The 19,425-nt window shown below is 74.1% G+C and carries 17 protein-coding genes; 10 read left to right on the top strand and 7 right to left on the bottom strand.

Features of this window, described 5'->3' with window-relative positions:
- The first annotated feature begins 137 nt into the window (after positions 1-137).
- From pdhA to ACIGW2_RS12045, 7 genes are all read left to right on the top strand, one after another.
- Positions 138-1,313: a pyruvate dehydrogenase (acetyl-transferring) E1 component subunit alpha gene (gene pdhA / locus ACIGW2_RS12075; RefSeq protein WP_356073008.1), complete on the top strand. Its 1,176-nt coding sequence runs from the start codon at positions 138-140 to the stop codon at positions 1,311-1,313.
- Between the two features lie 2 nt (positions 1,314-1,315).
- Complete coding sequence (locus ACIGW2_RS12070; RefSeq protein WP_356073006.1) at positions 1,316-2,296, top strand: alpha-ketoacid dehydrogenase subunit beta; 981 nt, start codon at positions 1,316-1,318, stop codon at positions 2,294-2,296.
- Between the two features lie 11 nt (positions 2,297-2,307).
- Entirely contained in the window at positions 2,308-3,726 is a 1,419-nt protein-coding gene (locus ACIGW2_RS12065; RefSeq protein ID WP_391654061.1) for a dihydrolipoamide acetyltransferase family protein, read from the top strand.
- A 110-nt stretch (positions 3,727-3,836) separates the two neighbouring features.
- Positions 3,837-5,168, top strand: coding sequence for a hypothetical protein (locus ACIGW2_RS12060; protein WP_399843121.1), 1,332 nt, complete (start codon positions 3,837-3,839; stop codon positions 5,166-5,168).
- Positions 5,152-5,931 (top strand): hypothetical protein, encoded by a 780-nt coding sequence (locus ACIGW2_RS12055; protein ID WP_391654063.1) that lies wholly within the window; start codon positions 5,152-5,154, stop codon positions 5,929-5,931. Before ACIGW2_RS12060 ends, ACIGW2_RS12055 begins: the two co-directional genes overlap by 17 nt.
- A 77-nt stretch (positions 5,932-6,008) precedes the next feature.
- Positions 6,009-6,683, top strand: a complete 675-nt coding sequence (locus ACIGW2_RS12050; RefSeq protein WP_361578339.1) for a GntR family transcriptional regulator — start codon at positions 6,009-6,011, stop codon at positions 6,681-6,683.
- Positions 6,680-7,975: a nitrate/nitrite transporter gene (locus ACIGW2_RS12045; protein WP_399843117.1), complete on the top strand. Its 1,296-nt coding sequence runs from the start codon at positions 6,680-6,682 to the stop codon at positions 7,973-7,975. The genes ACIGW2_RS12050 and ACIGW2_RS12045 overlap by 4 nt, the downstream gene beginning before the upstream one ends.
- 57 nt (positions 7,976-8,032) lie before the next feature.
- Here ACIGW2_RS12045 and ACIGW2_RS12040 read toward each other — a convergent pair whose 3' ends face one another.
- Entirely contained in the window at positions 8,033-8,860 is an 828-nt protein-coding gene (locus ACIGW2_RS12040; RefSeq protein WP_361578333.1) for a maleylpyruvate isomerase family mycothiol-dependent enzyme, read from the bottom strand.
- Between the two features lie 172 nt (positions 8,861-9,032).
- Between ACIGW2_RS12040 and ACIGW2_RS12035 the strand changes: the two genes are divergently transcribed.
- Complete coding sequence (locus ACIGW2_RS12035; protein ID WP_391654066.1) at positions 9,033-9,815, top strand: carbon-nitrogen family hydrolase; 783 nt, start codon at positions 9,033-9,035, stop codon at positions 9,813-9,815.
- 7 nt (positions 9,816-9,822) lie between these two features.
- Here the strand turns inward: ACIGW2_RS12035 and ACIGW2_RS12030 are convergent, their stop codons facing one another.
- On the bottom strand, positions 9,823-10,431 hold the full coding sequence (locus tag ACIGW2_RS12030) for a hypothetical protein (protein WP_391654067.1): 609 nt from the start codon (positions 10,429-10,431) through the stop codon (positions 9,823-9,825).
- An 86-nt stretch (positions 10,432-10,517) separates the two neighbouring features.
- Positions 10,518-11,990: a PLP-dependent aminotransferase family protein gene (locus ACIGW2_RS12025; RefSeq protein ID WP_399843112.1), complete on the bottom strand. Its 1,473-nt coding sequence runs from the start codon at positions 11,988-11,990 to the stop codon at positions 10,518-10,520.
- Between the two features lie 64 nt (positions 11,991-12,054).
- Here ACIGW2_RS12025 and ACIGW2_RS12020 point away from each other — a divergent pair, with 64 nt between their 5' ends.
- On the top strand, positions 12,055-13,308 hold the full coding sequence (locus ACIGW2_RS12020; protein ID WP_399843109.1) for a trans-sulfuration enzyme family protein: 1,254 nt from the start codon (positions 12,055-12,057) through the stop codon (positions 13,306-13,308).
- 36 nt (positions 13,309-13,344) lie between these two features.
- On the opposite strand, the gene ACIGW2_RS12015 is transcribed toward ACIGW2_RS12020, so the two are convergent.
- From ACIGW2_RS12015 to ACIGW2_RS12005, 3 genes are read right to left on the bottom strand one after another with little or no spacing between them, the layout of a single operon-like run.
- Positions 13,345-13,839, bottom strand: a complete 495-nt coding sequence (locus ACIGW2_RS12015) for an LURP-one-related/scramblase family protein (protein WP_399843106.1) — start codon at positions 13,837-13,839, stop codon at positions 13,345-13,347.
- 42 nt (positions 13,840-13,881) lie between these two features.
- On the bottom strand, positions 13,882-14,634 hold the full coding sequence (locus tag ACIGW2_RS12010; RefSeq protein WP_391654071.1) for a hypothetical protein: 753 nt from the start codon (positions 14,632-14,634) through the stop codon (positions 13,882-13,884).
- Positions 14,635-14,690: 56 nt separating this feature from the next.
- A complete protein-coding gene (locus tag ACIGW2_RS12005) occupies positions 14,691-16,103 on the bottom strand; it encodes a hypothetical protein (protein WP_399843103.1) in 1,413 nt (470 codons plus the stop codon).
- A gap of 153 nt (positions 16,104-16,256) precedes the next feature.
- Between ACIGW2_RS12005 and ACIGW2_RS12000 the strand changes: the two genes are divergently transcribed.
- Complete coding sequence (locus tag ACIGW2_RS12000) at positions 16,257-18,044, top strand: thioredoxin-like domain-containing protein (protein ID WP_399843100.1); 1,788 nt, start codon at positions 16,257-16,259, stop codon at positions 18,042-18,044.
- A gap of 50 nt (positions 18,045-18,094) precedes the next feature.
- Here the strand turns inward: ACIGW2_RS12000 and ACIGW2_RS11995 are convergent, their stop codons facing one another.
- Positions 18,095-19,390 carry a M18 family aminopeptidase gene (locus ACIGW2_RS11995; protein ID WP_391654074.1) on the bottom strand — a complete coding sequence of 432 codons (1,296 nt, stop codon included), beginning with the start codon at positions 19,388-19,390 and terminating at the stop codon, positions 18,095-18,097.
- Between the last annotated feature and the right edge of the window lie 35 nt (positions 19,391-19,425).

The following is a 19,425-nucleotide window of genomic DNA, read 5'->3' as shown; positions in this document are numbered from 1 at the left end:
TATGACGACGCTTGCCGGAGCACCTGTCACGCCGACCCCGGCCGCGTCGCACCCACCCCGTGCGAAGGGTACGGAGAAGGCGGAGCCGCACTGGCCTCAGGCGAACCCGGAGGCCGGACCGACGGAGGAGCACGCACGTGACCGTGGAGAGCACTGCCGCGCGCAAGACGACGCGACGCAGCAGCGGCACCAAGCGCACCACCAGCGCGACCGCGAAGAAGGCGCAGGCCCCGCAGCAGACGGAGCCCGAGCTCATTCAGCTGCTGACGCCCGAGGGCGAGCGCGTCCAGCACCCCGAGTACGACATCGACCTGAGCGCCGAGGAACTGCGCGGCCTCTACCGCGACATGGTGCTCACCCGCCGCTTCGACGCCGAGGCCACCGCCCTGCAGCGGCAGGGCGAGCTGGGCCTGTGGGCCTCGCTGCTCGGCCAGGAGGCCGCCCAGATCGGCTCCGGCCGCGCCCTGCGGGACGACGACTACGTCTTCCCGACCTACCGCGAGCACGGCGTCGCCTGGTGCCGCGGCGTCGACCCGACCAATCTCCTCGGCATGTTCCGCGGCGTGAACAACGGCGGCTGGGACCCGAACAGCAACAATTTCCACCTGTACACGATCGTCCTCGGCTCGCAGACCCTGCACGCCACCGGTTACGCGATGGGCGTCGCCAAGGACGGCGCGGATTCCGCCGTGATCGCGTACTTCGGCGACGGCGCCTCCAGCCAGGGCGACGTCAACGAGTCCTTCGTCTTCTCCGCGGTCTACAACGCCCCGGTCGTGTTCTTCTGCCAGAACAACCAGTGGGCCATTTCCGAGCCGATCGAGAAGCAGACCCGCGTTCCGCTCTACCAGCGCGCCCGCGGTTTCGGCTTCCCCGGCGTCCGTGTCGACGGCAACGACGTCCTCGCCTGTCTCGCCGTGACCCGCTCGGCGCTGGAGCGCGCCCGCCGCGGCGAGGGCCCGACCCTCATCGAGGCGTACACCTACCGGATGGCCGCGCACACCACCTCCGACGACCCGACCCGCTACCGCCGGGACGCGGAGCGCGAGGCCTGGGAGGCCAAGGACCCGATCCTGCGCCTCAAGGCCTACCTGGAGAAGGAGGGCCACGCCGACGCCGCCTTCTTCACGGAGCTGGAGGCCGAGAGCGAGGCCCTGGGCAAGCACGTGCGCGAGGTCGTGCGCGCCATGCCCGTGCCGGACCACATGGCGATGTTCGACAACGTGTACGCGGACGGGCACGCGCTCGTCGACGAGGAGCGCGCCCAGTTCGCCGCCTACCAGGCGTCCTTCGAGGGCGGAGAGGCCGAGTAATCATGGCTGTTCAGAAGCTTCCCCTGGCCAAGGCGCTCAACGAGTCGCTGCGCAAGGCCCTGGAGACCGACCCCAAGGTCGTCGTCATGGGCCTGGACGTCGGCAAGCTCGGCGGTGTCTTCCGGATCACCGACGGTCTGCAGAAGGACTTCGGCGAGGACCGGGTCGTCGACACCCCGCTCGCCGAGTCCGGCATCGTCGGCACCGCGATCGGCCTCGCCCTGCGCGGCTACCGCCCGGTCGTGGAGATCCAGTTCGACGGCTTCGTCTTCCCCGCGTACGACCAGATCGTCACCCAGCTGGCGAAGATGCGGGCCCGCTCGCTCGGCGCCGTGAAGATGCCGGTCGTCATCCGCATCCCGTACGGCGGCGGCATCGGCGCCGTCGAGCACCACTCCGAGTCGCCCGAGTCGCTCTTCGCGCACGTGGCCGGCCTCAAGGTGGTCACCCCGGCCAACTCCTCCGACGCCTACTGGATGCTCCAGCAGGCCATCCAGAGCGACGACCCGGTCATCTTCTTCGAGCCCAAGCGCCGCTACTGGGACAAGGGCGAGGTCGACGTCGAGGCCATCCCCGGCGAGCTGCACAAGGCCCGGGTGGCCCGCGAGGGCACGGACCTCACGCTCGTCGCGTACGGCCCGATGGTGAAGACCTGCCTGGAGGCGGCCGCGGCCGCCGCCGAGGAGGGCAAGTCGATCGAGGTCGTGGACCTGCGCTCGATCTCCCCGCTGGACTTCGACACCATCCAGGCCTCGGTCGAGAAGACCGGCCGGCTGGTCGTCGTCCACGAGGCCCCGGTGTTCTTCGGCTCCGGCGCGGAGATCGCCGCCCGGATCACCGAGCGCTGCTTCTACCACCTGGAGGCCCCCGTCCTGCGGGTCGGCGGCTACCACGCGCCGTACCCGCCGGCGCGCCTGGAGGAGGAGTACCTGCCGGGCCTGGACCGCGTGCTCGACGCCGTCGACCGCTCGCTGGCGTACTGAGGAGCCGCACCATGACCATCCGCGAATTCAAGATGCCCGACGTGGGCGAGGGCCTCACCGAGGCCGAGATCCTCAAGTGGTACGTCCAGCCCGGTGACACGGTCGAGGACGGCCAGGTGGTGTGCGAGGTCGAGACGGCCAAGGCCGCGGTCGAGCTGCCGATCCCGTTCGACGGCACCGTGCACGAGCTGCTCTTCCCCGAGGGCACGACGGTCGACGTCGGCCAGGTGATCATCTCCGTGAACGTGGGCGGCGGCGCCGAGCCCGCCGAGCCGGCGGCGCCCGCCGCGGCGGCCGCCCCCGCCCAGGAGCCGGTGGCCGAGCCGGCCGCCGAGCCCGAGCCGGAGGGCCGTCAGCCGGTCCTCGTCGGGTACGGCGTGGCCGCGTCGGCCACCAAGCGCCGCGCCCGCAAGGGCGCCCCGGTCCCGGCCCAGGCCCCGGCCGCCGCCGCGATCCAGGGCGAGCTCAACGGCCACGGCGCCGCCCCCGTGACCGCCGACCGTCCGCTGGCCAAGCCGCCGGTGCGCAAGCTCGCCAAGGACCTGGGCGTCGACCTGGCCACGGTCACCCCGACCGGCCCGGACGGCATCATCACCCGCGAGGACGTGCACCGCGCGGCGGCCCCCGCGCCGACCGCCCCGGCGCCCGCGGCGGCTCCCGCCCAGGCCCCGGTCGCCGTGCCCGCCCCGGCCGCGGCGCCCGTCGCCGCGCCCGCCGTCTCCTCGGACGCGCGGGAGACCCGCGTCCCGATCAAGGGCGTGCGGAAGGCCACGGCGGCGGCGATGGTCGGCTCGGCCTTCACCGCGCCGCACGTCACCGAGTTCATCACCTTCGACATCACGCGCACGATGAAGCTGGTCGAGGAGCTCAAGTCCGACAAGGACATGGCGGGCCTGCGGGTCAACCCGCTGCTGCTGATCGCCAAGGCGGTCCTGGTCGCGATCAAGCGCAACCCGGACGTCAACGCGGCCTGGGACGAGGCCGCCCAGGAGATCGTGCTCAAGCACTACGTGAACCTGGGCATCGCGGCGGCCACCCCGCGCGGTCTGATCGTGCCGAACATCAAGGACGCGCACGCCCAGACCCTGCCGCAGCTCTCGCAGTCCCTCAGCGAGCTGGTCTCCACCGCCCGCGAGGGCAAGACCACCCCGGCGGCCATGCAGGGCGGCACCTTCACCATCACCAACGTCGGCGTCTTCGGTGTCGACACCGGTACGCCGATCATCAACCCGGGCGAGTCCGCGATCCTCGCGGTCGGCGCGATCAGGCTCCAGCCCTGGGTCCACAAGGGCAAGGTGAAGCCCCGTCACGTCACGACGCTGGCGCTGTCCTTCGACCACCGCCTGATCGACGGCGAGCTGGGCTCGAAGTTCCTCGCGGACATCGCGGCGGTCCTGGAGCAGCCGAGGCGGCTCATCACCTGGGCGTAGCCGACGGGTCGCGCTGCGTTGTTTCACGTGAAACGCCCGGTGGAGGACGGTGACGTCCCCCACCGGGCGTGCGCGTTTGCGGGAGGCCGGCGTTTGGCAGGAACCGTTCGATGAACACGAACACCACAGAGCCGGGAGAAGCCCGCCTCCAGGATGCGCGCACCGTCCGCAACGTCCTGGTCGCGCCCCCGGAGCTGCACGAGGACGAGACGGTCCGGGACTTCTTCGGGACCGTCGTCACACCCGAGGAGCTCGCGTCCGGGGAGCTCGCGTCCGGGGCGGTGGATCCGGCCGGGAAGAGCGTGTACCTGTGCGGCGACCTAGCGAGGATCGACGTCCGCGGGCTGCGGGCTGCGGCCCGGGTGTTCGTGGTCCGGGAGCTGTCGCAGGGGTACGGCGACGGTGAGGGGGACGGAGAGCGCGAGAGGCCCTGGGCCGTGGTCGGTTCCGGCCGGGTGCCGCTCCGGGTGCACGGCGTGGGCGTCTACTACCGCCGTTTCTTCGAGCCGGACGAGGACCATGCCGGGCGGATCCGCGCCGAGCACGTCTTCCAGTCGCTGACGGAATCCACCAAGGCGGGCACGGCCCTTCGCACCGGGATCTATCTGACCCCCGTCACCCGGGACGGCGACGGACTGCATTTCCGGCTGCTCCGGTGTTCCACGAACCTCTCCGGTCCGACCGAGAACTTCGGCCCGACCGACACGTCCCTCGTCGGGGCGCTGAACGACGAGGCCGGCACCGTCTTCCGGAATCACGCGCCGCTGAACCACGTCCTCGCGCAGATCTACCACAACACCGGGGCCACGCCCGAGCGCAGACAGTCCAAGGCGAGGATCTCCTCGCACGCCGACAAGACCAAGGACATGCCGGTCGACGGCGTGATGGCCTTCTGCACCTTCTACGAGGGGCTGGACGCGCTCCAGCCGCTGCCGGGGGACCCGTTCGACCTCGGGGTGAAGGGGACCAGCGCGCTCACCCGGCTCCAGTTCCGCCTGAAGGAGCCCGGCGAGGAGGCGCCCGGCGGGGAAGTGCCGGGCGGGGAAGTGCCGGCGGCGGGGACGGAAGGGCGGGACACGGCCGCGTACCCGGAGCGGTTCGGCCTGACGCTCCATCCCGGGTCGGTGTTCTTCATGCCGCTCTCCACCAACCGCCTCTACACGCACGAGATCCGCCCGGCGGCCCTGGACGCGGCGGTGCTCCCCACCCGCCTCGGGTACGTCGTGCGCTGCTCGGGCACCGAGGCCGTGCACCGGGACGGCCGCACCTTCCTCAAGGCGCCCGGAGGCGGCCTGGTGCCGCTGGAGCCGCCCACCCAAGAGGGCATGGACGAGCTGCGCCGGCTCTACGCCGAGGAGAACCGCAGCTCGGCCTTCGTCGACTACGGGGACAGGTTCCGCTTCAGCATGAACACGGGAGACTACGGTGCCCCTCGGCTCTGACCTCGCGGACGCGATCCTGGCGTTCCCCCTGCCGGCGGAGGCGGAGCCGCCCTCCTTCGCGGAGCTGTCGGCTTCGGTGGCCTGGGAGGAGCTCGGCAAGGGCCGGCGGGGCGCCGTGCTGACCCGGGTCGACGCGTCGGGGGCCGTGCCCCTGGTCCGCACCACCACGCGGTACGCAAGCCCGGCACAGCGCTTCCGCGCGGTCCACGAGCGCCTGGCGCGGCGCGTCCAGGAGCACGCGGGGCTCGGGACCGCCTTCGACAACGCGCTCGTCGAGACCTACACGCACGCCTACCGCACCATGGGCGCGCACTCCGACCAGGCGCTCGACCTGGCCGACGACTCGGCCATCGCCGTCTTCTCCTGCTACCGGGACCCCGCGGCGGCGCCGTCCCGGAAGCTGGTCGTCTCCTCCAAGGAGGACCCCGGCGCCGAGCCGCTGGAGCTCCCGCTCGTCCACCACGGAGTCGTCGCCTTCTCCGTCGCCGCGAACCGCCGCCTCCGCCACCGGATCCTCTGGTCCGCCCCCGGCGACGCACCGGACAACCCCTGGCTGGGCGTCACCTTCCGCACCTCGAAGACCCTGCTCCGCTTCCACGCCGGCCGCCCCCACCTCCCCGACGGCACCCCCCTCACCGAGGCGGACGAGCCCCAGAGGGCGGAGTTCTACCGCCTGCGCCGCCGCGAGAACACCGAATCGGACTTCGCGTATCCCCCGCTGTCCTGCACCCTCAGCCCGAGCGACCTGCTGCCGCCGGTCTGACCCGGGAGAACGACCGGCCCCGTCCGCATCGCGGACGGGGCTGCCTCTTGCACCCCACTTGTATCTATGCTGTGCGCATGCCATCACCAGCTCCCTCGGCGGCGGTCGCCGCCGTCAAGCAGCCGCCCGCGGCCGACCGGGTCTACATGCACGTCAAGCAGGCGGTCCTCGACCGGCGTTACGAGGGCGGGACGCTGCTCACCGAGGGGGAGCTGGCGCAGGCCGTGGGGGTGTCGCGGACGCCCGTGCGGGAGGCGTTGCTGAAGCTGGAGATGGAGGGACTGCTCAAGCTCTATCCGAAGAAGGGCGCGCTGGTGCTCGCCGTCTCCGCGCAGGAGATCGCGGACGTCGTGGAGACCCGGCTGCTCGTCGAGGAGTTCGCGGTGCGGCGGGCCGTGCCCGCCCCCGGGGCGCTGGTCGCGCGGCTCGAACAGCTGCTGGAGGAGCAGAAGCGGCGGGCCGAGGCCGGGGACCTGGCCGAGGTCGCCGTCGCCGACCGCTGCTTCCACGCCGAGATCGTCAAGCACGCCGGCAACGAGATCCTCGCCCGCCTCTACGACCAGATGCGCGACCGGCAGCTGCGGATGGGCGTCGCCGTGATGCAGTCCCAGCCCGACCGGATCGCCAAGAACATCGCCGAGCACGAGGAGATCCTGGAGCGGATCCGGGAGGACGACGCCGAGGGCGCCGCGCACTGCGTCCGGCAGCACCTCAGCTGGGTCAAGGTCCTCGCGCGGGGTGAGGAGCGGTGAGCACCCCCTCCCTGCCCGGCGACCCGCCCGGCGGCCGGCGCGCCGCCCTCGTCTGGGGCGTCGGCGTCGCCGTCTACTTCGTCGCCGTCATCTTCCGGACCTCGCTCGGCGTCGCCGGACTCGACGCCGCCGACCGCTTCCAGGTCAACGCCTCCGCCCTGTCCACCTTCTCCATACTCCAGCTGCTCGTCTACGCGGGCATGCAGATACCCGTCGGCCTCATGGTCGACCGGCTCGGCACCAAGAAGGTGCTGACCATCGGCGTCCTGCTGTTCACCCTCGGCCAGCTGGGCTTCGCGCTGTCCCCCTCGTACCCCATGGCGCTCGCCTCCCGCGCCCTGCTCGGCTGCGGCGACGCGATGACCTTCATCAGCGTGCTGCGGCTCGGCAGCCGCTGGTTCCCGGCCCGCCGCGGGCCGCTCGTCGCCCAGGTCGCCGCGCTCTTCGGCATGGCGGGCAACCTCGTCTCGACGATCTTCCTCTCCCGCGCCCTGCACGGCCTGGGCTGGACCACCACCTTCGTCGGCAGCTCCTTCGCCGGCGTCCTCGTGCTCGTCCTGCTCCTGCTGTTCCTGAAGGACCACCCCGAGGGGTACGAGCCCGCGCCCGCCGCCCACGCCGGCGCCGCCTTCGTACGCCGCCAGATCGCCGAGTCCTGGCGCGAGCCCGGCACCCGGCTCGGCATGTGGGTGCACTTCACCACCCAGTTCCCCGCGATGGTCTTCCTGCTGCTGTGGGGGCTGCCGTTCCTCGTCGAGGACCAGGGACTCGACCGCGGCACCGCCGGCGAGCTGCTGACCCTCGTCGTGCTGTCCAACATGGCCGTCGGCCTCGCCTACGGGCAGATCATCGCCCGCCACCACGCCGCCCGCGCCCCGCTCGCCCTCGGCACCGTCGGCGCCACCGCCCTGCTGTGGGGCGCCACCCTCGCCTACCCGGCCGACCACGCCCCCATGTGGCTGCTGGTCACCCTGTGCGCGGTCCTCGGCGCCTGCGGCCCCGCCTCGATGATCGGCTTCGACTTCGCCCGCCCCGCCAATCCGCCCGAGCGCCAGGGCACCGCCTCCGGCATCGTGAACATGGGCGGCTTCGTCGCCTCCATGACCACCCTCTTCGCCGTGGGCGTGCTGCTCGACGCGACCGGCGACGACTACCGGGTCGCGTTCTCCTCCGTCTTCGTCCTGGAGGCCCTCGGCGTCGTGCAGATCCTCCGGCTCAAGGCCGCCAGCGCCCGCCGGGAGCGCGAACGCCTCGTCGCCAGCCGCGTCGAGGCCGTGCACGTCCCCGTGTAGCGCCGGCCCGGGCGCCGCGACGACCAGCGGCGGCACGGCGGACCGTTCACGGACCGCCTAGTTCGGCGTGACCGCGAAGTGCGCCAGGATCGCCGCCGCCAGCGCCTCGTCGCCCTCCGTCTTCACCCGGTCGGCGACGTCGGCGGGCCGCACCCGGCCGCAGGCCAGGCGTACGTACGTCTCCCAGTCCGTCGCCAGCGTCACCGCCGGGCCGAGCGAGGGCGCGCCGTCGATCGAGCCGTTGCCCTGGGCGTCGACCCGGACCGTGCGCAGGAACTCCACGGGGCCGCTCACGTCCAGCACCACCGCCGAGGACGCGGGCGCGCCCGCCTCCTTGGCCACCACGTGCGGCAGCGCCTCCAGGAGGACGTCCCGGGTCACGTACGCGCCGGGGGAGTCCAGGTTGCCCGGGACGCCGAGCGCGGTGCGCAGGTCCTGCTCGTGCACCCAGCAGTCGAAGGCGCGCATCCGGTAGGCGAGTTCCAGGGTCTGCTCGGCGCCGAGCGGGGCCCGCATCAGGGCGTCCGGCTGCCGGGTCTCGTTGCGCAGCTGGCGCGCCCGGCGGATCAGCACGTACTCCAGCTCCGCCGTCATCTCCGGCGCGGTGTGGTGCCGCCGCACGTCGACCTGCATCTCCATGTAGCGGGCGAAGTCGCTGCGCACGTGGTAGAGGTCGCGGGGCAGGCTGTGGATCGGGCGCGGGTCGCCGAGCATCTCCGTCTCCATGCCGATGACATGGGAGACGATGTCGCGGACCGACCAGCCGGGGCACGGCGTGGCGCGATTCCACTCGCCCTCGACGAGCGGCTGCACCAGCTCGGCTATCGCTTCGATCGAGTGGGTCCAGGCGTCGGCGTAGTTCTGGAGGCTGGGATGGACGGTCACGGGACCCCTCGGCGGTTCTTCGATACGCGGGCTGGAGCGGCTGGCGGGCTGAAAACACGCCTGCGTGGCAGGCTCGGACGCTAAGTTACGCTGCCCGAAGGCACCCCGGCAGTGCTTTCGTGTGACGATCGTAGGCCGGTGTTGACGGCTCGAATGCCAGGACGGTGGTACTGTGCGCGCCTCTCTGCTCCAGATCGCGGTGGACTCGGACGAATCGGCCGAAATCCGCCGCCGACGGGTGGCCGCCCTGGTGCGCGCCGAACGCGGCGCCGCGGACCTCGTCGTCCTCCCGGAACTCTGGCCCGTCGGGGCCTTCGCCTTCGAGGCGTTCGCCGCCGGCGCCGAACCGCTGAAGGGCCCCACCTACGAGGCGATGTCCGCCGCCGCGCGGGACGCGGGGGTCTGGCTGCACGCCGGATCGATCGTCGAGGCCGCCGCGGACGACGCCCTTTACAACACCTCGCTGGTCTTCTCCCCCGACGGCGAACTCGCCGCGAGCTACCGCAAGATCCACCGCTTCGGCTTCGACCGGGGCGAGGCGGTCCTGATGACGGCCGGCGAGGACCTGGTCACCGTCGACCTGCCCCGGCTCACCGTCGGCGTCGCCACCTGCTACGACCTGCGCTTCCCGGAGCTCTTCCGCGGCCTGGTCGACGCCGGCGCGCAGGCCTTCGTCGTCCCGGCCGGCTGGCCGGCCCGGCGCCGCGCGCACTGGACGCTGCTCGCCCGGGCCCGCGCGGTCGAGAACCAGGCGTACGTGCTCGCCTGTGGCACCGCCGGCACCCACGCCGGTGTCGAGCAGGCCGGGCACTCGATCGTCGTCGACCCCTGGGGCGAGGTGCTCGCCGAGGCCGGCCCGGACGAGGAGGTCCTGCGGGTCGACCTCGACCCGGCGCGGGTCGCGACCACCCGCGAGCAGTTCCCGGCCCTGAAGGACCGCGTCCTGGGCCGCTGAGACGGCGTCAGTACGCGGCCTCCGCCCACAGCTCGGCCACCCGGCGCACGCCCGCCTTCACGGCACCCACCCGGGTCAGGGCCGAGCGGTCGACGCCCGCGAAGACCAGCGCCATCGCCAGGTCGGCGCCCTCCGCCCGGCCCTCGGCCCGTACCGCGAGCGACGCGCCCTTGCCGCGCCCGGACTCCCGCACGGTCACGGTCACGCCCGGGTCCTCCTCGTCGGCGTCCCGGGTGAGGGTCCAGGCGCGCCGGTCGAGCGCGGCCAGCCGGTAGGTGTCTCCCGCGTGCCGCAGCTGGAGGGCGCGCTGCACGAGCGTGGCGCCGATCCGGTTGCGCGTGAGGCGCACGTGCCGGTCGCCGACCCGCAGGGTGGCCCGGTTGAGGGTGGGCAGCCGCAGGTTCTCGACGTGCATCCCGCGCGACTCGAAGGTGGTCACGGGCAGCAGCCCGCCCCGTACCTCCGTGACCACCGACTCGGGGACGACCCGCGGCAGCGGACAGGTGAGCACGATCTCGCCGAACTCCGGCGACGCGCCCCGCCATCCGGAGCGGACGTCGGGCCGTTTGCCCTCCTTCCACGGGACAAGGGCGAAGGGGGTGACGGTGGCGTGCACGGATGCGGCTCCTTCGGGGCGAGGGCGAGGGCGAGTACGGGGACGAGAGGGACGGGGACGAGGGGGACGGGGACCGGGGCGAGTCCTCAGACGGTGATGGCGTTCAGGGCGGCGGGCCGGACCTCGGCCCCCGGCGCGTACTCGGCCCAGGCCGAGGCCAGCCGGGACACCGCCTCCGTGAGGGTGGCGGGCGGCAGCAGGAAGTGCAGCCGCAGCCGGCGGGTGCTGCCGCCGAGCGCGTCCATGGTCGAGCCGGGGAGCACGGCCACCCCGTGGCGCAGCGCGCTCTGGGCGAAGGACACGCCGTCGCCGTACGGGAGGCCGACCCACAGCGTCTGTCCCCCGGCGGCCGGCGGGCAGTGCCAGTCGGGGAGCCGGCGGGCCAGCTCGGCCCGGAGGTGGGCGTGCCCGGCGCGCAGCTCGGCCAGCCGGGAGCGCAGCACCGGCCCGAAGTCGCCGAGCAGCCGGGCCGCGACCAGCTGGGAGGGGACGTCGCTGCCGAGGTCGTGCAGCGCCTTCAGCCGGGCCAGGCGGGCGACCAGCGGCGCCGGGCCGCGCACCCAGCCGATCCGCAGGCCGCCCCAGACCGCCTTGCTGAGCGAGCCGACGCCGATGACCTCCGTGCCGTACGAGGACAGCGGCGGCGGGCCCCCGTCACCGGAGCCGAAGTCCAGCTCGGCCAGCACCTCGTCCTCGACCAGCGGGACGCCGTGCTCCTCGGCGGCGGCGACCAGGCGCCGCCCCGGCAGGGCGGGCAGGACGGTGCCGGTGGGGTTCTGGAAGCGGGGGATCACGTAGGCCAGGGCGGGGCGGTGACGTTCCATCACCCGGATCGCGGCCGGGACGTCGGCGCCGTCCGGGCCGACGGGAACGGGGTGCGGCACGGCCGCCGCCTCCCGGAAGAGGTCGAGCGCCCCCGGATAGCTCGGCGCCTCCACCAGGACGCCGTCGCCGGGCGCCACGAGGAGCCGGGTGAGCAGTCCGATCGCCTGCTGGGCGCCGGTGGTGACGAGGACCTGCGCCGGGTCGGTCGGCACGCCCCGGTCGGCGTAGCGGCGGGCGATCGCCGCGCGCAGCGCGGGCAGTCCGGCCGGGTGGTAGCCGAGGTCGTGGGCGGGGAGTTCGAGGTGCGCGTACGCCTCCGCGAGCGCGGGCGGCGGGGCGGGCGGCGCGGCGCAGCTGAGCAGCAGCACGCCGTCGGAGGCCTCCAGCAGGTGCAGGAACATCGGGTTGGACGTCTCCGTGACCCGCTGCCGGGGCCCGGGCGCCGCGGAGGGTTCGAGCGCGGCGGGCGCGACCCGGGTGCCGCTGCCCTGCCGGCGCACCAGGCGCCCCTCCTGACGCAGCGTCTCGTACGCGGCGACCACCGTCGTCCGGCCCACCGACAGCGCGGCGGCGAGCCGCCGGTCGGGCGGCAGCGCGGCGCCCGGCGGCAGCAGGCCCTCGTCGACCAGCTGCCGGATCCGGGCGGCGAGCAGCAGGTACAGCGGTCCGCGCCCGGCCGACCAGCGGCCGAGCCAGGCGACGAGTTCGCCGAGGGTGGGGGCTATTGGATCCATCGGCGGACCAATCTGCCGGGATTGGTCCTGTGGACGCAAGGGCTCCGTGTCCAGACTGACCGTCATGACCGCCGACGCGCACACCGACGCAGCCGCCCGCCACCCCGAGGCCGCCCCTTCCCAGGCCGATCGCCACCCCGACTCCGCCCGTCCCGAGACCCTCGCCGTGCACGCGCCGCAGCCGGAGATCCGCGGCAGCCGGCCGCTCGGCGTGCCCATCCACCAGAACCACGTCTTCGCCTTCGACAGCGCCGACGCGCTCGCCGAGGCCTTCGGCTCCCCCGACGAGTTCCTCTACAGCCGCATGGGCAACCCCACCGTCCGCGTCCTGGAGACCGCCGTCGCCCGCCTGGAGGGCGGCGCGGACGCGCTCTCGTACGCCTCCGGGATGGGCGCCATCAACGGCGTGCTGCTCGCCCTGCTGTCCAGCGGCGGGCACGTCGTGGCGCAGCGCTGCCTGTACGGCGGCACCTACGCCCTGCTCACCGACCTCGCCGCGCGCTGGGGCGTCGAGGTCACGTACGTCTCCGGCACCGACGCCGACGAGGTGCGCGCGGCGCTGCGCCCCGGGACGGCGCTGCTCTACCTGGAGACCATCGCCAACCCCACCACCCGGGTCTCCGACCTGCCCGCGCTGATCGCCGTCGCCCGGGAGGCCGGGGTGCCGAGCGTGGTCGACAACACCTTCGCCTCGCCGCTGCTGTGCCGGCCGATCGCCTACGGGGCGGACGTCGTCGTGCACTCGGCGACCAAGTACCTCGCGGGCCACGCCGACGTCCTCGGCGGCATCGCGGTCTTCCGCGACAAGGCCCTGCACGGCCGGGTCCGCCACTACGCGGTGGAACAGGGCGCGGTCACCGACCCGTTCGCCGCCTGGCTGACCCTGCGCGGGCTGCAGACCCTGCCGCTGCGCGTCGAGCGGCAGAGCGCGAGCGCCGCCGACCTGGCCGCCCGCCTCGCCGGCCACCCGGCGGTGGCCGCCGTCCGGCACCCGGCCCTCGCCTCGCACCCGGACCGTGCGATCGCGGCCCGGCTGCTGCCCCGGGGCGGCGGCGGGGTGGTCTCGCTGGACCTCGCGGGCGGCCGCGAGGCCGGCAAGGCCTTCGTGGAGGCGGTCCGGGTGGCCTCGCTCAGCGTCTCGCTCGGCGACGTGAAGACCCTGGTGATGCACCCGGCGTCGACCTCCCACCGGCAGCTCGACGAGCAGGCCCTCACGGCGGCCGGCATCGGGCCCGGCACGGTGCGCCTATCGGTCGGCATCGAGCACGTCGAGGACCTGTGGACGGACCTGGAGCAGGCCCTCGCCAAGGCCCTGTAGCGCCGGCCGGCGAACCGGCCGTCGCCGAGGAGCGGCTCAGTCGCCCTCCCGCTCCCGCTCCGCCATCCGGATCACGCACACCGCCACCGCGATGAGCAGGGCGGGATCGGCGTCCTCGCGGACCACGTTGACGGCGTACGTGTCGCGGACGTGGAACCACTGGCGGGAGATGTGGGCGAGGAGCTCGTCCTCGTACTCGACGGTGAACTCCCGGTCCAGGACGCGTCCGCTGACGTCCAGGCCGGTCCCGTCGGCGAGGGCGACCCGGAAGTGGTTGCGGAGCAGGGAGAGGCGCTTGCGGCGGACGGTGGCGAGCGGGCGGTCGTCGCGCTCGATCGTCATCGCGTCCCGCAGGCTGAACATCTTCTGCCGCAGGGTGACCAGGACCCGCCCGTCCGGGTCCTTGAGCTCCAGGGTGTCGCGCAGCCGCAGCGCCTTGCCGTCGACGAGGAAGGCGTGCCGGCCCCGCTCGTCCTCGATCCAGTAGTCGTCGCCGAGGGCGAGCAGTTTGTCCCGTACGAGGTATTTCATGCGCCGATCCCTTCCCCGCCGCGGCCTGGGTCACCGCCGGAATCACCCGCCGAAGTAGCGGGTGAACGGGTCCGGGCCGACGCCGACGGCCTCGCCGAAGGGCGTGTCCAGCTGGTGGATCAGCAGCACCGTGAAGGCGATGAACCCGGACAGGCCCATCACGAGGATCACGTGCGTGCTGCTCCGGTTGAGCCCGAAGAGGAACATGAAGGCCACGGTCAGCACCCCGCCGATCACCAGGCCCGCCCACAGCACCACGGACAGGCGCTCCTGGGCCGCCGCCTCCCGGCCGCGCCGGGCGTCGTCCACGTAGCCGATCTGGGCGAGCAGCTCCTGCGCGGCGATCTGCTGGGCGGTGGTCCCGCGCCCGCGCAGCTCGCCCTCCGCGCGCAGCCGGCCGAGCAGCGTCCAGCCCTCGTCGCCGAGCGGCTCGCGCTCGGCCATGCGCGGCCACTCGACGTCCACGACGTGGCCGGCGTACGAGCGGGCCGCCTCCCGCACCGGTCCGCGCTGCTCGGCGGGCAGGGCGTCGGCCAGCAGGTACGTCTGGTGCAGGGCGCTGGCCTCGGCCTGGACCCGGTCGTCGGCGGCGGCGCGGTTGTCCCAGACGGAGACCAGGCACAGGCCGAGGATCAGGGCGTAGAAGACCGACACCATCATCGAGATGTACTCGGCGACGTCCTCGCGGACCTCCTCCCCCTCGGCGAGCGGGAAGAGCTTGGTCTTGACGTACACGGCGACGGCGGAGATCAGGGCGACGACGAAGACGACGGCGAGGGTTTCCAGCAGGGCCATGAGGTCTCTCAGGAGGTCTCGGGAGTGCTCGGAAGGTCTCGGGGGAGCGGAAGGGCTCAGGGGCGGCGGCTGCCGAGCAGGGCGGCGGCGACCGCGGCCGGGATCAGGAGCAGCAGCAGGGTCAGGACCACGCCGAGGTGCGGCAGTTCGCGGGAGCGGCGCTGCAGCCGGGGCAGCAGGCCCTCGTCGTCGGGCACCGCGACCCGGGCGGGCGGCGGCCGGACGGCGGGCGGCCGGCCGGGGGGCACCTCGGCGGCCGGGACCCGGGCCTCGGCCGGCGGTGCGGCCGGCTCGGCGGCCCCGGGGGCCTCGGCGGCGCCCGGCGGGACGGCGCCCGGCGGCAGCCCTCCGACGGCGGCCCCGCCGAGCGCGGCCGCCTCGGCCGCCTCGGCTGCTTCGGCGGCGGCCGCCGCCTCCGCCGCCCGCAGGGCCTCCGCCACGGCGGCCTCGACCGCTGCCGCCGTCGCCGCGGCCACGGCAGCCGCCCGGGTCGCGGTGGCACCGGCGGTCCCAGGAGCCCCAGGAGCCCCGGGAACCCCAGGAGCCCCGGGCGCGCCCGGGGCGCCGGTGGACGGCGCGGAGGGCCCGGGGGGCCTCGGAGGCCTGGAGGGCCTGGAGGCGGCCGGTGGGGGTGGCGGGGGCGGTGGGGCCGCCACCCGGAAGGCGGCCGAGGCGCGGGCGGTGAGCGGGGGCGGCGGGAGCCGTTCCCCGCGTTCGCCGACGGTGGTGAGCCGGTCGGTGCCCCCGGCGAGCCCCGCGCTGCGGTGGGTGCCCGGCCCGCGCCGTACGGTCGCGGTGCAGTCGGCCGAGGCGCCGGGGGCCAGCTCCGGCAGGGTGCACACGAGGCCGCCGGGGCCGGCGCCGAAGCCGGGGTCGGTGAGCCGGAGGGCGTGGACCGGCCGGTTGCCGCGGTTGCCGACGGTGTAGCGGACGGTGGCGGTGCGCCCGGCGCCCGGCCCGGCGCCCGTTCCGGGGGCGGGCGGCCCGACCCGTACCGCCTCGGCGAGGGTCAGGGCGCCGCCCACGCCCTCGTACCCCGAGCGGGCCCGGGCGGTGGCCCGCTGTGCCAGGGAGGGGATGTCGCCGGTGGCCCGGGCGGTTCCGGCGTGCCGGCCGGGCAGGGCGGGGAAGCGGGCGGTGCACACCAGGGAGCGGAGGGGGCCCAGCGTGGTGCGCGGGCAGTGCGCCCGGCCGCCGGGCACGGCGGGGTCGCGGACGGTGACCCCGTACAGATCGGCCTCGCCGCGGTTGACCAGCCGGTACCGCTTCACCACGGTGCCGCCGGTCCGCACCCGGACGTCGCCGGACGTCCCGGGCACGGTGTTCACGGTGACGCTCAGGGCCAGCGCGTCGGCGCCGGCGCCGCCCGCGTGCGCGGTCGGCACGGTCCGCGGTCCCACCACGAGCAGGAGCGCCGGCAGGAGGAGCGCCGGCACGAGGCGCACCGGGGGTGCGTGCCGAGCCCGCATGGCCTCTCCCCCTCCCCGCCGAACAGTCGGATGATCGTTCCGCTGGTCATGCTGGCCGCCCGTCCCCCGCGACCCCCCGCCAAGACACGCCCCCGTCCCGCCACCCGGACCCCGCATTCACCCGTCCGGCGATCCGTGCGGCACAGTTGAGCCATGAACGACGTCTCTCCGCGCGCCCGCGCCCGTGTCCGTGCCCCCGAGCTGATCGGCAAGGGTGGCTGGCTCAACACCGGCGGAGACGATCTGACCCTCATGGACCTGAGGGGCAAGATCGTTCTGCTCGACTTCTGGACCTTCTGCTGCATCAACTGCCTGCACGTCCTCGACGAGCTGCGCGAGCTGGAGGAGAAGCACCGCGACACCCTGGTGATCATCGGGGTGCACTCGCCGAAGTTCGTCCACGAGGCCGAGCACCAGGCCGTCGTCGACGCCGTCGAGCGGTACGAGGTGCACCACCCGGTCCTGGACGACCCGGAGCTGGCCACCTGGAAGCAGTACGCGGTACGGGCCTGGCCCACGCTCGTCGTCATCGACCCCGAGGGCTACGTCGTCGCCCAGCACGCGGGCGAGGGGCACGCCAACGCGCTGCGCACCCTCGTCGAGGAGCTGGAGGCCGAGCACGAGGCCAAGGGCACCCTGCGCCGCGGCGACGGGCCGTACGTGCCGCCGGAGCCGGTCGCCACCGACCTGCGCTTCCCCGGCAAGGCGGTCCTGCTGCCGTCCGGGAACCTGCTGGTCTCCGACACCACCCGGCACCAGCTCGTCGAGCTGGCCGCGGACGGCGAGACCGTGGTGCGGCGGATCGGCGGGGACGACGTCTTCCGCGAGCCGCAGGGCCTGGCCGTCCTGCCCGACGGCACGGTCGTGGTCGCCGACACCGTGCACCACGCGCTGCAGCGCTTCGACCCGGAGACCGGCGCGGTCGAGCGGATCGCGGGCACCGGCCGCCAGTGGTGGCAGGGCTCGCCGACCGAGGGGCCGGCCCTGGAGGTCGACCTGTCCTCGCCGTGGGACGTGGCCTGGTGGCAGGGCAAGGTGTGGATCGCGATGGCCGGCGTCCACCAGATCTGGACGTACGACCCGGAGACCGGCACCGTCGAGGTCGCCGCCGGCACCACCAACGAGGGTCTGGTCGACGGGCCGGCCGCCGAGGCATGGTTCGCCCAGCCCTCCGGGCTCGCCGCCACCGCCGACCGCCTGTGGATCGCCGACTCCGAGACCAGCGCGCTGCGCTGGATCGACACCGACGGCCTCGTGCACACCGCCGTCGGCACCGGCCTCTTCGACTTCGGGCACCGCGACGGCGCCGCCGACCAGGCCCTCTTCCAGCACCCGCTGGGCGTCACCGCGCTGCCCGACGGCTCGGTCGCCGTCTCCGACACGTACAACCACGCGCTGCGCCGCTTCGACCCGGCGAGCGGCGAGGTCACCACCCTCGCCACCGACCTGCGCGAGCCCAGCGACGCGGTCGTGGTCGGCGAGGACGTCGTGGTCGTCGAGTCCGCCCGGCACCGCCTCACCCGGCTCCGGCTGCCCGAGGAGGCCGTCCAGGTCGAGTCCGTGGCCCACCGCACGCAGCGCGAGGCCACCGACGTCGCCCCGGGCCGGCTCCGCCTCGACGTGGTCTTCCAGGCCCCCAAGGGCCAGAAGCTCGACGAGCGCTACGGCCCCTCGACCCGGCTCCTGGTCTCCTCCACCCCGCCCGAGCTGCTGCTCTCCGGCGAGGGCACGGGCACGGACCTCTTCCGCGAGCTGGAGCTGAACCCGGAGCTCACCGAGGGCGTCCTGCACGTCTCCGCGATGGCCGCCTCCTGCGACGACGACCCGTCCAACGAGTACCCGGCCTGCCACGTCCACCAGCAGGACTGGGGCGTGCCGGTCCGGATCACCGAGGACGGCGCGGCCCGGCTGCCGCTGATCCTCGCGGGAATGGACGCCTGACGCGCGAGAGGGGCCCCCGCCGCACGGCAGGGGCCCCTCTCGCGTCCGCCTCAGCCCTCCAGGAAGGCCAGCAGCGCGTTCGCCAGGTGGTGCGGGTCCTCCGCGCCGCACAGCTCGCGGGCGCTGTGCATCGACAGGCAGGCGACGCCGATGTCGACGGTCGCGATGCCGTGCCGGGCGGCCGTGATCGGGCCGATCGTGGTGCCGCAGGGCATGTCGTTGTTGGAGACGAAGGACTGCCAGGGCACGCCCGCCTTCTCGCAGGCGGCGGCGAACACCGCCCGGCCGCTGCCGTCGGTGGCGTAGCGCTGGTTGACGTTCACCTTGAGGATCGGGCCGCCGTTGGGGCGCGGGTGGTGCGTCGGGTCGTGGCGCTCGCTGTAGTTGGGGTGCACGGCGTGGCCGACGTCGGAGGAGAGGCAGACCGAGCCGGCCAGGGCCCGCGCCTTGTCCTCGTAGCCGCCGCCGCGCGCGTACACCGAGCGCTCCAGGACGTTGCCGAGCAGCGGGCCGTGGGCGCCGGTGTCGGCCTCGGAGCCGTTCTCCTCGTGGTCGAAGGCGGCGAGCACCGGGATGTACGGCAGCTCCTCGCCCCGGTTCACGGCGGCGGCCAGCGCGGCGACGCAGGCGTGCACCGAGATGAGGTTGTCCATGCGCGGGCCGGCGAGCAGCTCGCGGTCGCGGCCCAGGTAGGCGGGGGCCTCCAGGGCGTGGACCATGAGGTCCCAGCCGGTGACGTCCTCGGCGTCGACCCCGGCCTCCTCGGCGACGAAGGAGATCAGGTCGCCCTCGTGGACCTCGCCGAGGCCCCAGATGGGCTGCATGTGGCGCTGGCGCTCCAGCTTCATGCCGTCGTTGACGCCCCGGTCCAGGTGGATCGCGAGCTGCGGCACGCGCAGCAGCGGACGGTCCACGTTCACCAGGTGCGTGCTGCCGTCCCTCAGGGTCAGCCGGCCGGCCAGGCCCAGGTCGCGGTCGAGCCAGCTGTTGAGCAGCGGCCCGCCGTAGATCTCCACGGCGACCTGGCGCCAGCCCTCGCGGCCGAAGTCGGGCTGCGGCTTGACCCGCAGGTTCGGCGAGTCGGTGTGCGCGCCGACGATCCGGAAGGGGGTGTGCGGGGCGGCGCCCTCCGGCACGTACCACGCGATGATCGCGCCGCCGCGGATCACGTACTTCCCGCCCGACGTCCCGTCCCAGGCGTCGGTCTCCTCGACCCTGCGGAAGCCGGCCTTCTCCAGCCGATCGGCCGCGTCGGCCACCACGTGGTACGGCGACGGCGAGGCCGCCAGGAAGGTCATGAGGTCATCGGTGTGGCCGCGGTCGAAGCGGGAAGGTGCGCTACTCATGACGTTCACCTTACGCATGTCCCGGAATACGGACC

It is taken from the genome of Streptomyces sp. NPDC053541 (genome assembly GCF_044544705.1).
GTDB lineage: Bacteria > Actinomycetota > Actinomycetes > Streptomycetales > Streptomycetaceae > Streptomyces.
Note: the sequence above shows the minus strand (reverse complement) of the source record. Positions and strands in the feature narration are given on the sequence as shown.

Excerpts from the sequence above, each read along its gene's own strand:
- ACIGW2_RS12015 (WP_399843106.1), bottom strand. The coding sequence starts at position 13,839 with ATGAAATACCTCGTACGGGACAAACTGCTCGCCCTCGGCGACGACTAC.
- ACIGW2_RS12070 (WP_356073006.1), top strand. The coding sequence starts at position 1,316 with ATGGCTGTTCAGAAGCTTCCCCTGGCCAAGGCGCTCAACGAGTCGCTG.
- ACIGW2_RS12010 (WP_391654071.1), bottom strand. The coding sequence starts at position 14,634 with ATGGCCCTGCTGGAAACCCTCGCCGTCGTCTTCGTCGTCGCCCTGATC.
- ACIGW2_RS12065 (WP_391654061.1), top strand. The coding sequence starts at position 2,308 with ATGACCATCCGCGAATTCAAGATGCCCGACGTGGGCGAGGGCCTCACC.
- ACIGW2_RS12005 (WP_399843103.1), bottom strand. The coding sequence starts at position 16,103 with ATGCGGGCTCGGCACGCACCCCCGGTGCGCCTCGTGCCGGCGCTCCTC.
- ACIGW2_RS12020 (WP_399843109.1), top strand. The coding sequence starts at position 12,055 with ATGACCGCCGACGCGCACACCGACGCAGCCGCCCGCCACCCCGAGGCC.
- ACIGW2_RS11995 (WP_391654074.1), bottom strand. The coding sequence starts at position 19,390 with ATGAGTAGCGCACCTTCCCGCTTCGACCGCGGCCACACCGATGACCTC.
- ACIGW2_RS12060 (WP_399843121.1), top strand. The coding sequence starts at position 3,837 with ATGAACACGAACACCACAGAGCCGGGAGAAGCCCGCCTCCAGGATGCG.
- ACIGW2_RS12050 (WP_361578339.1), top strand. The coding sequence starts at position 6,009 with ATGCCATCACCAGCTCCCTCGGCGGCGGTCGCCGCCGTCAAGCAGCCG.
- ACIGW2_RS12025 (WP_399843112.1), bottom strand. The coding sequence starts at position 11,990 with ATGGATCCAATAGCCCCCACCCTCGGCGAACTCGTCGCCTGGCTCGGC.
- ACIGW2_RS12000 (WP_399843100.1), top strand. The coding sequence starts at position 16,257 with ATGAACGACGTCTCTCCGCGCGCCCGCGCCCGTGTCCGTGCCCCCGAG.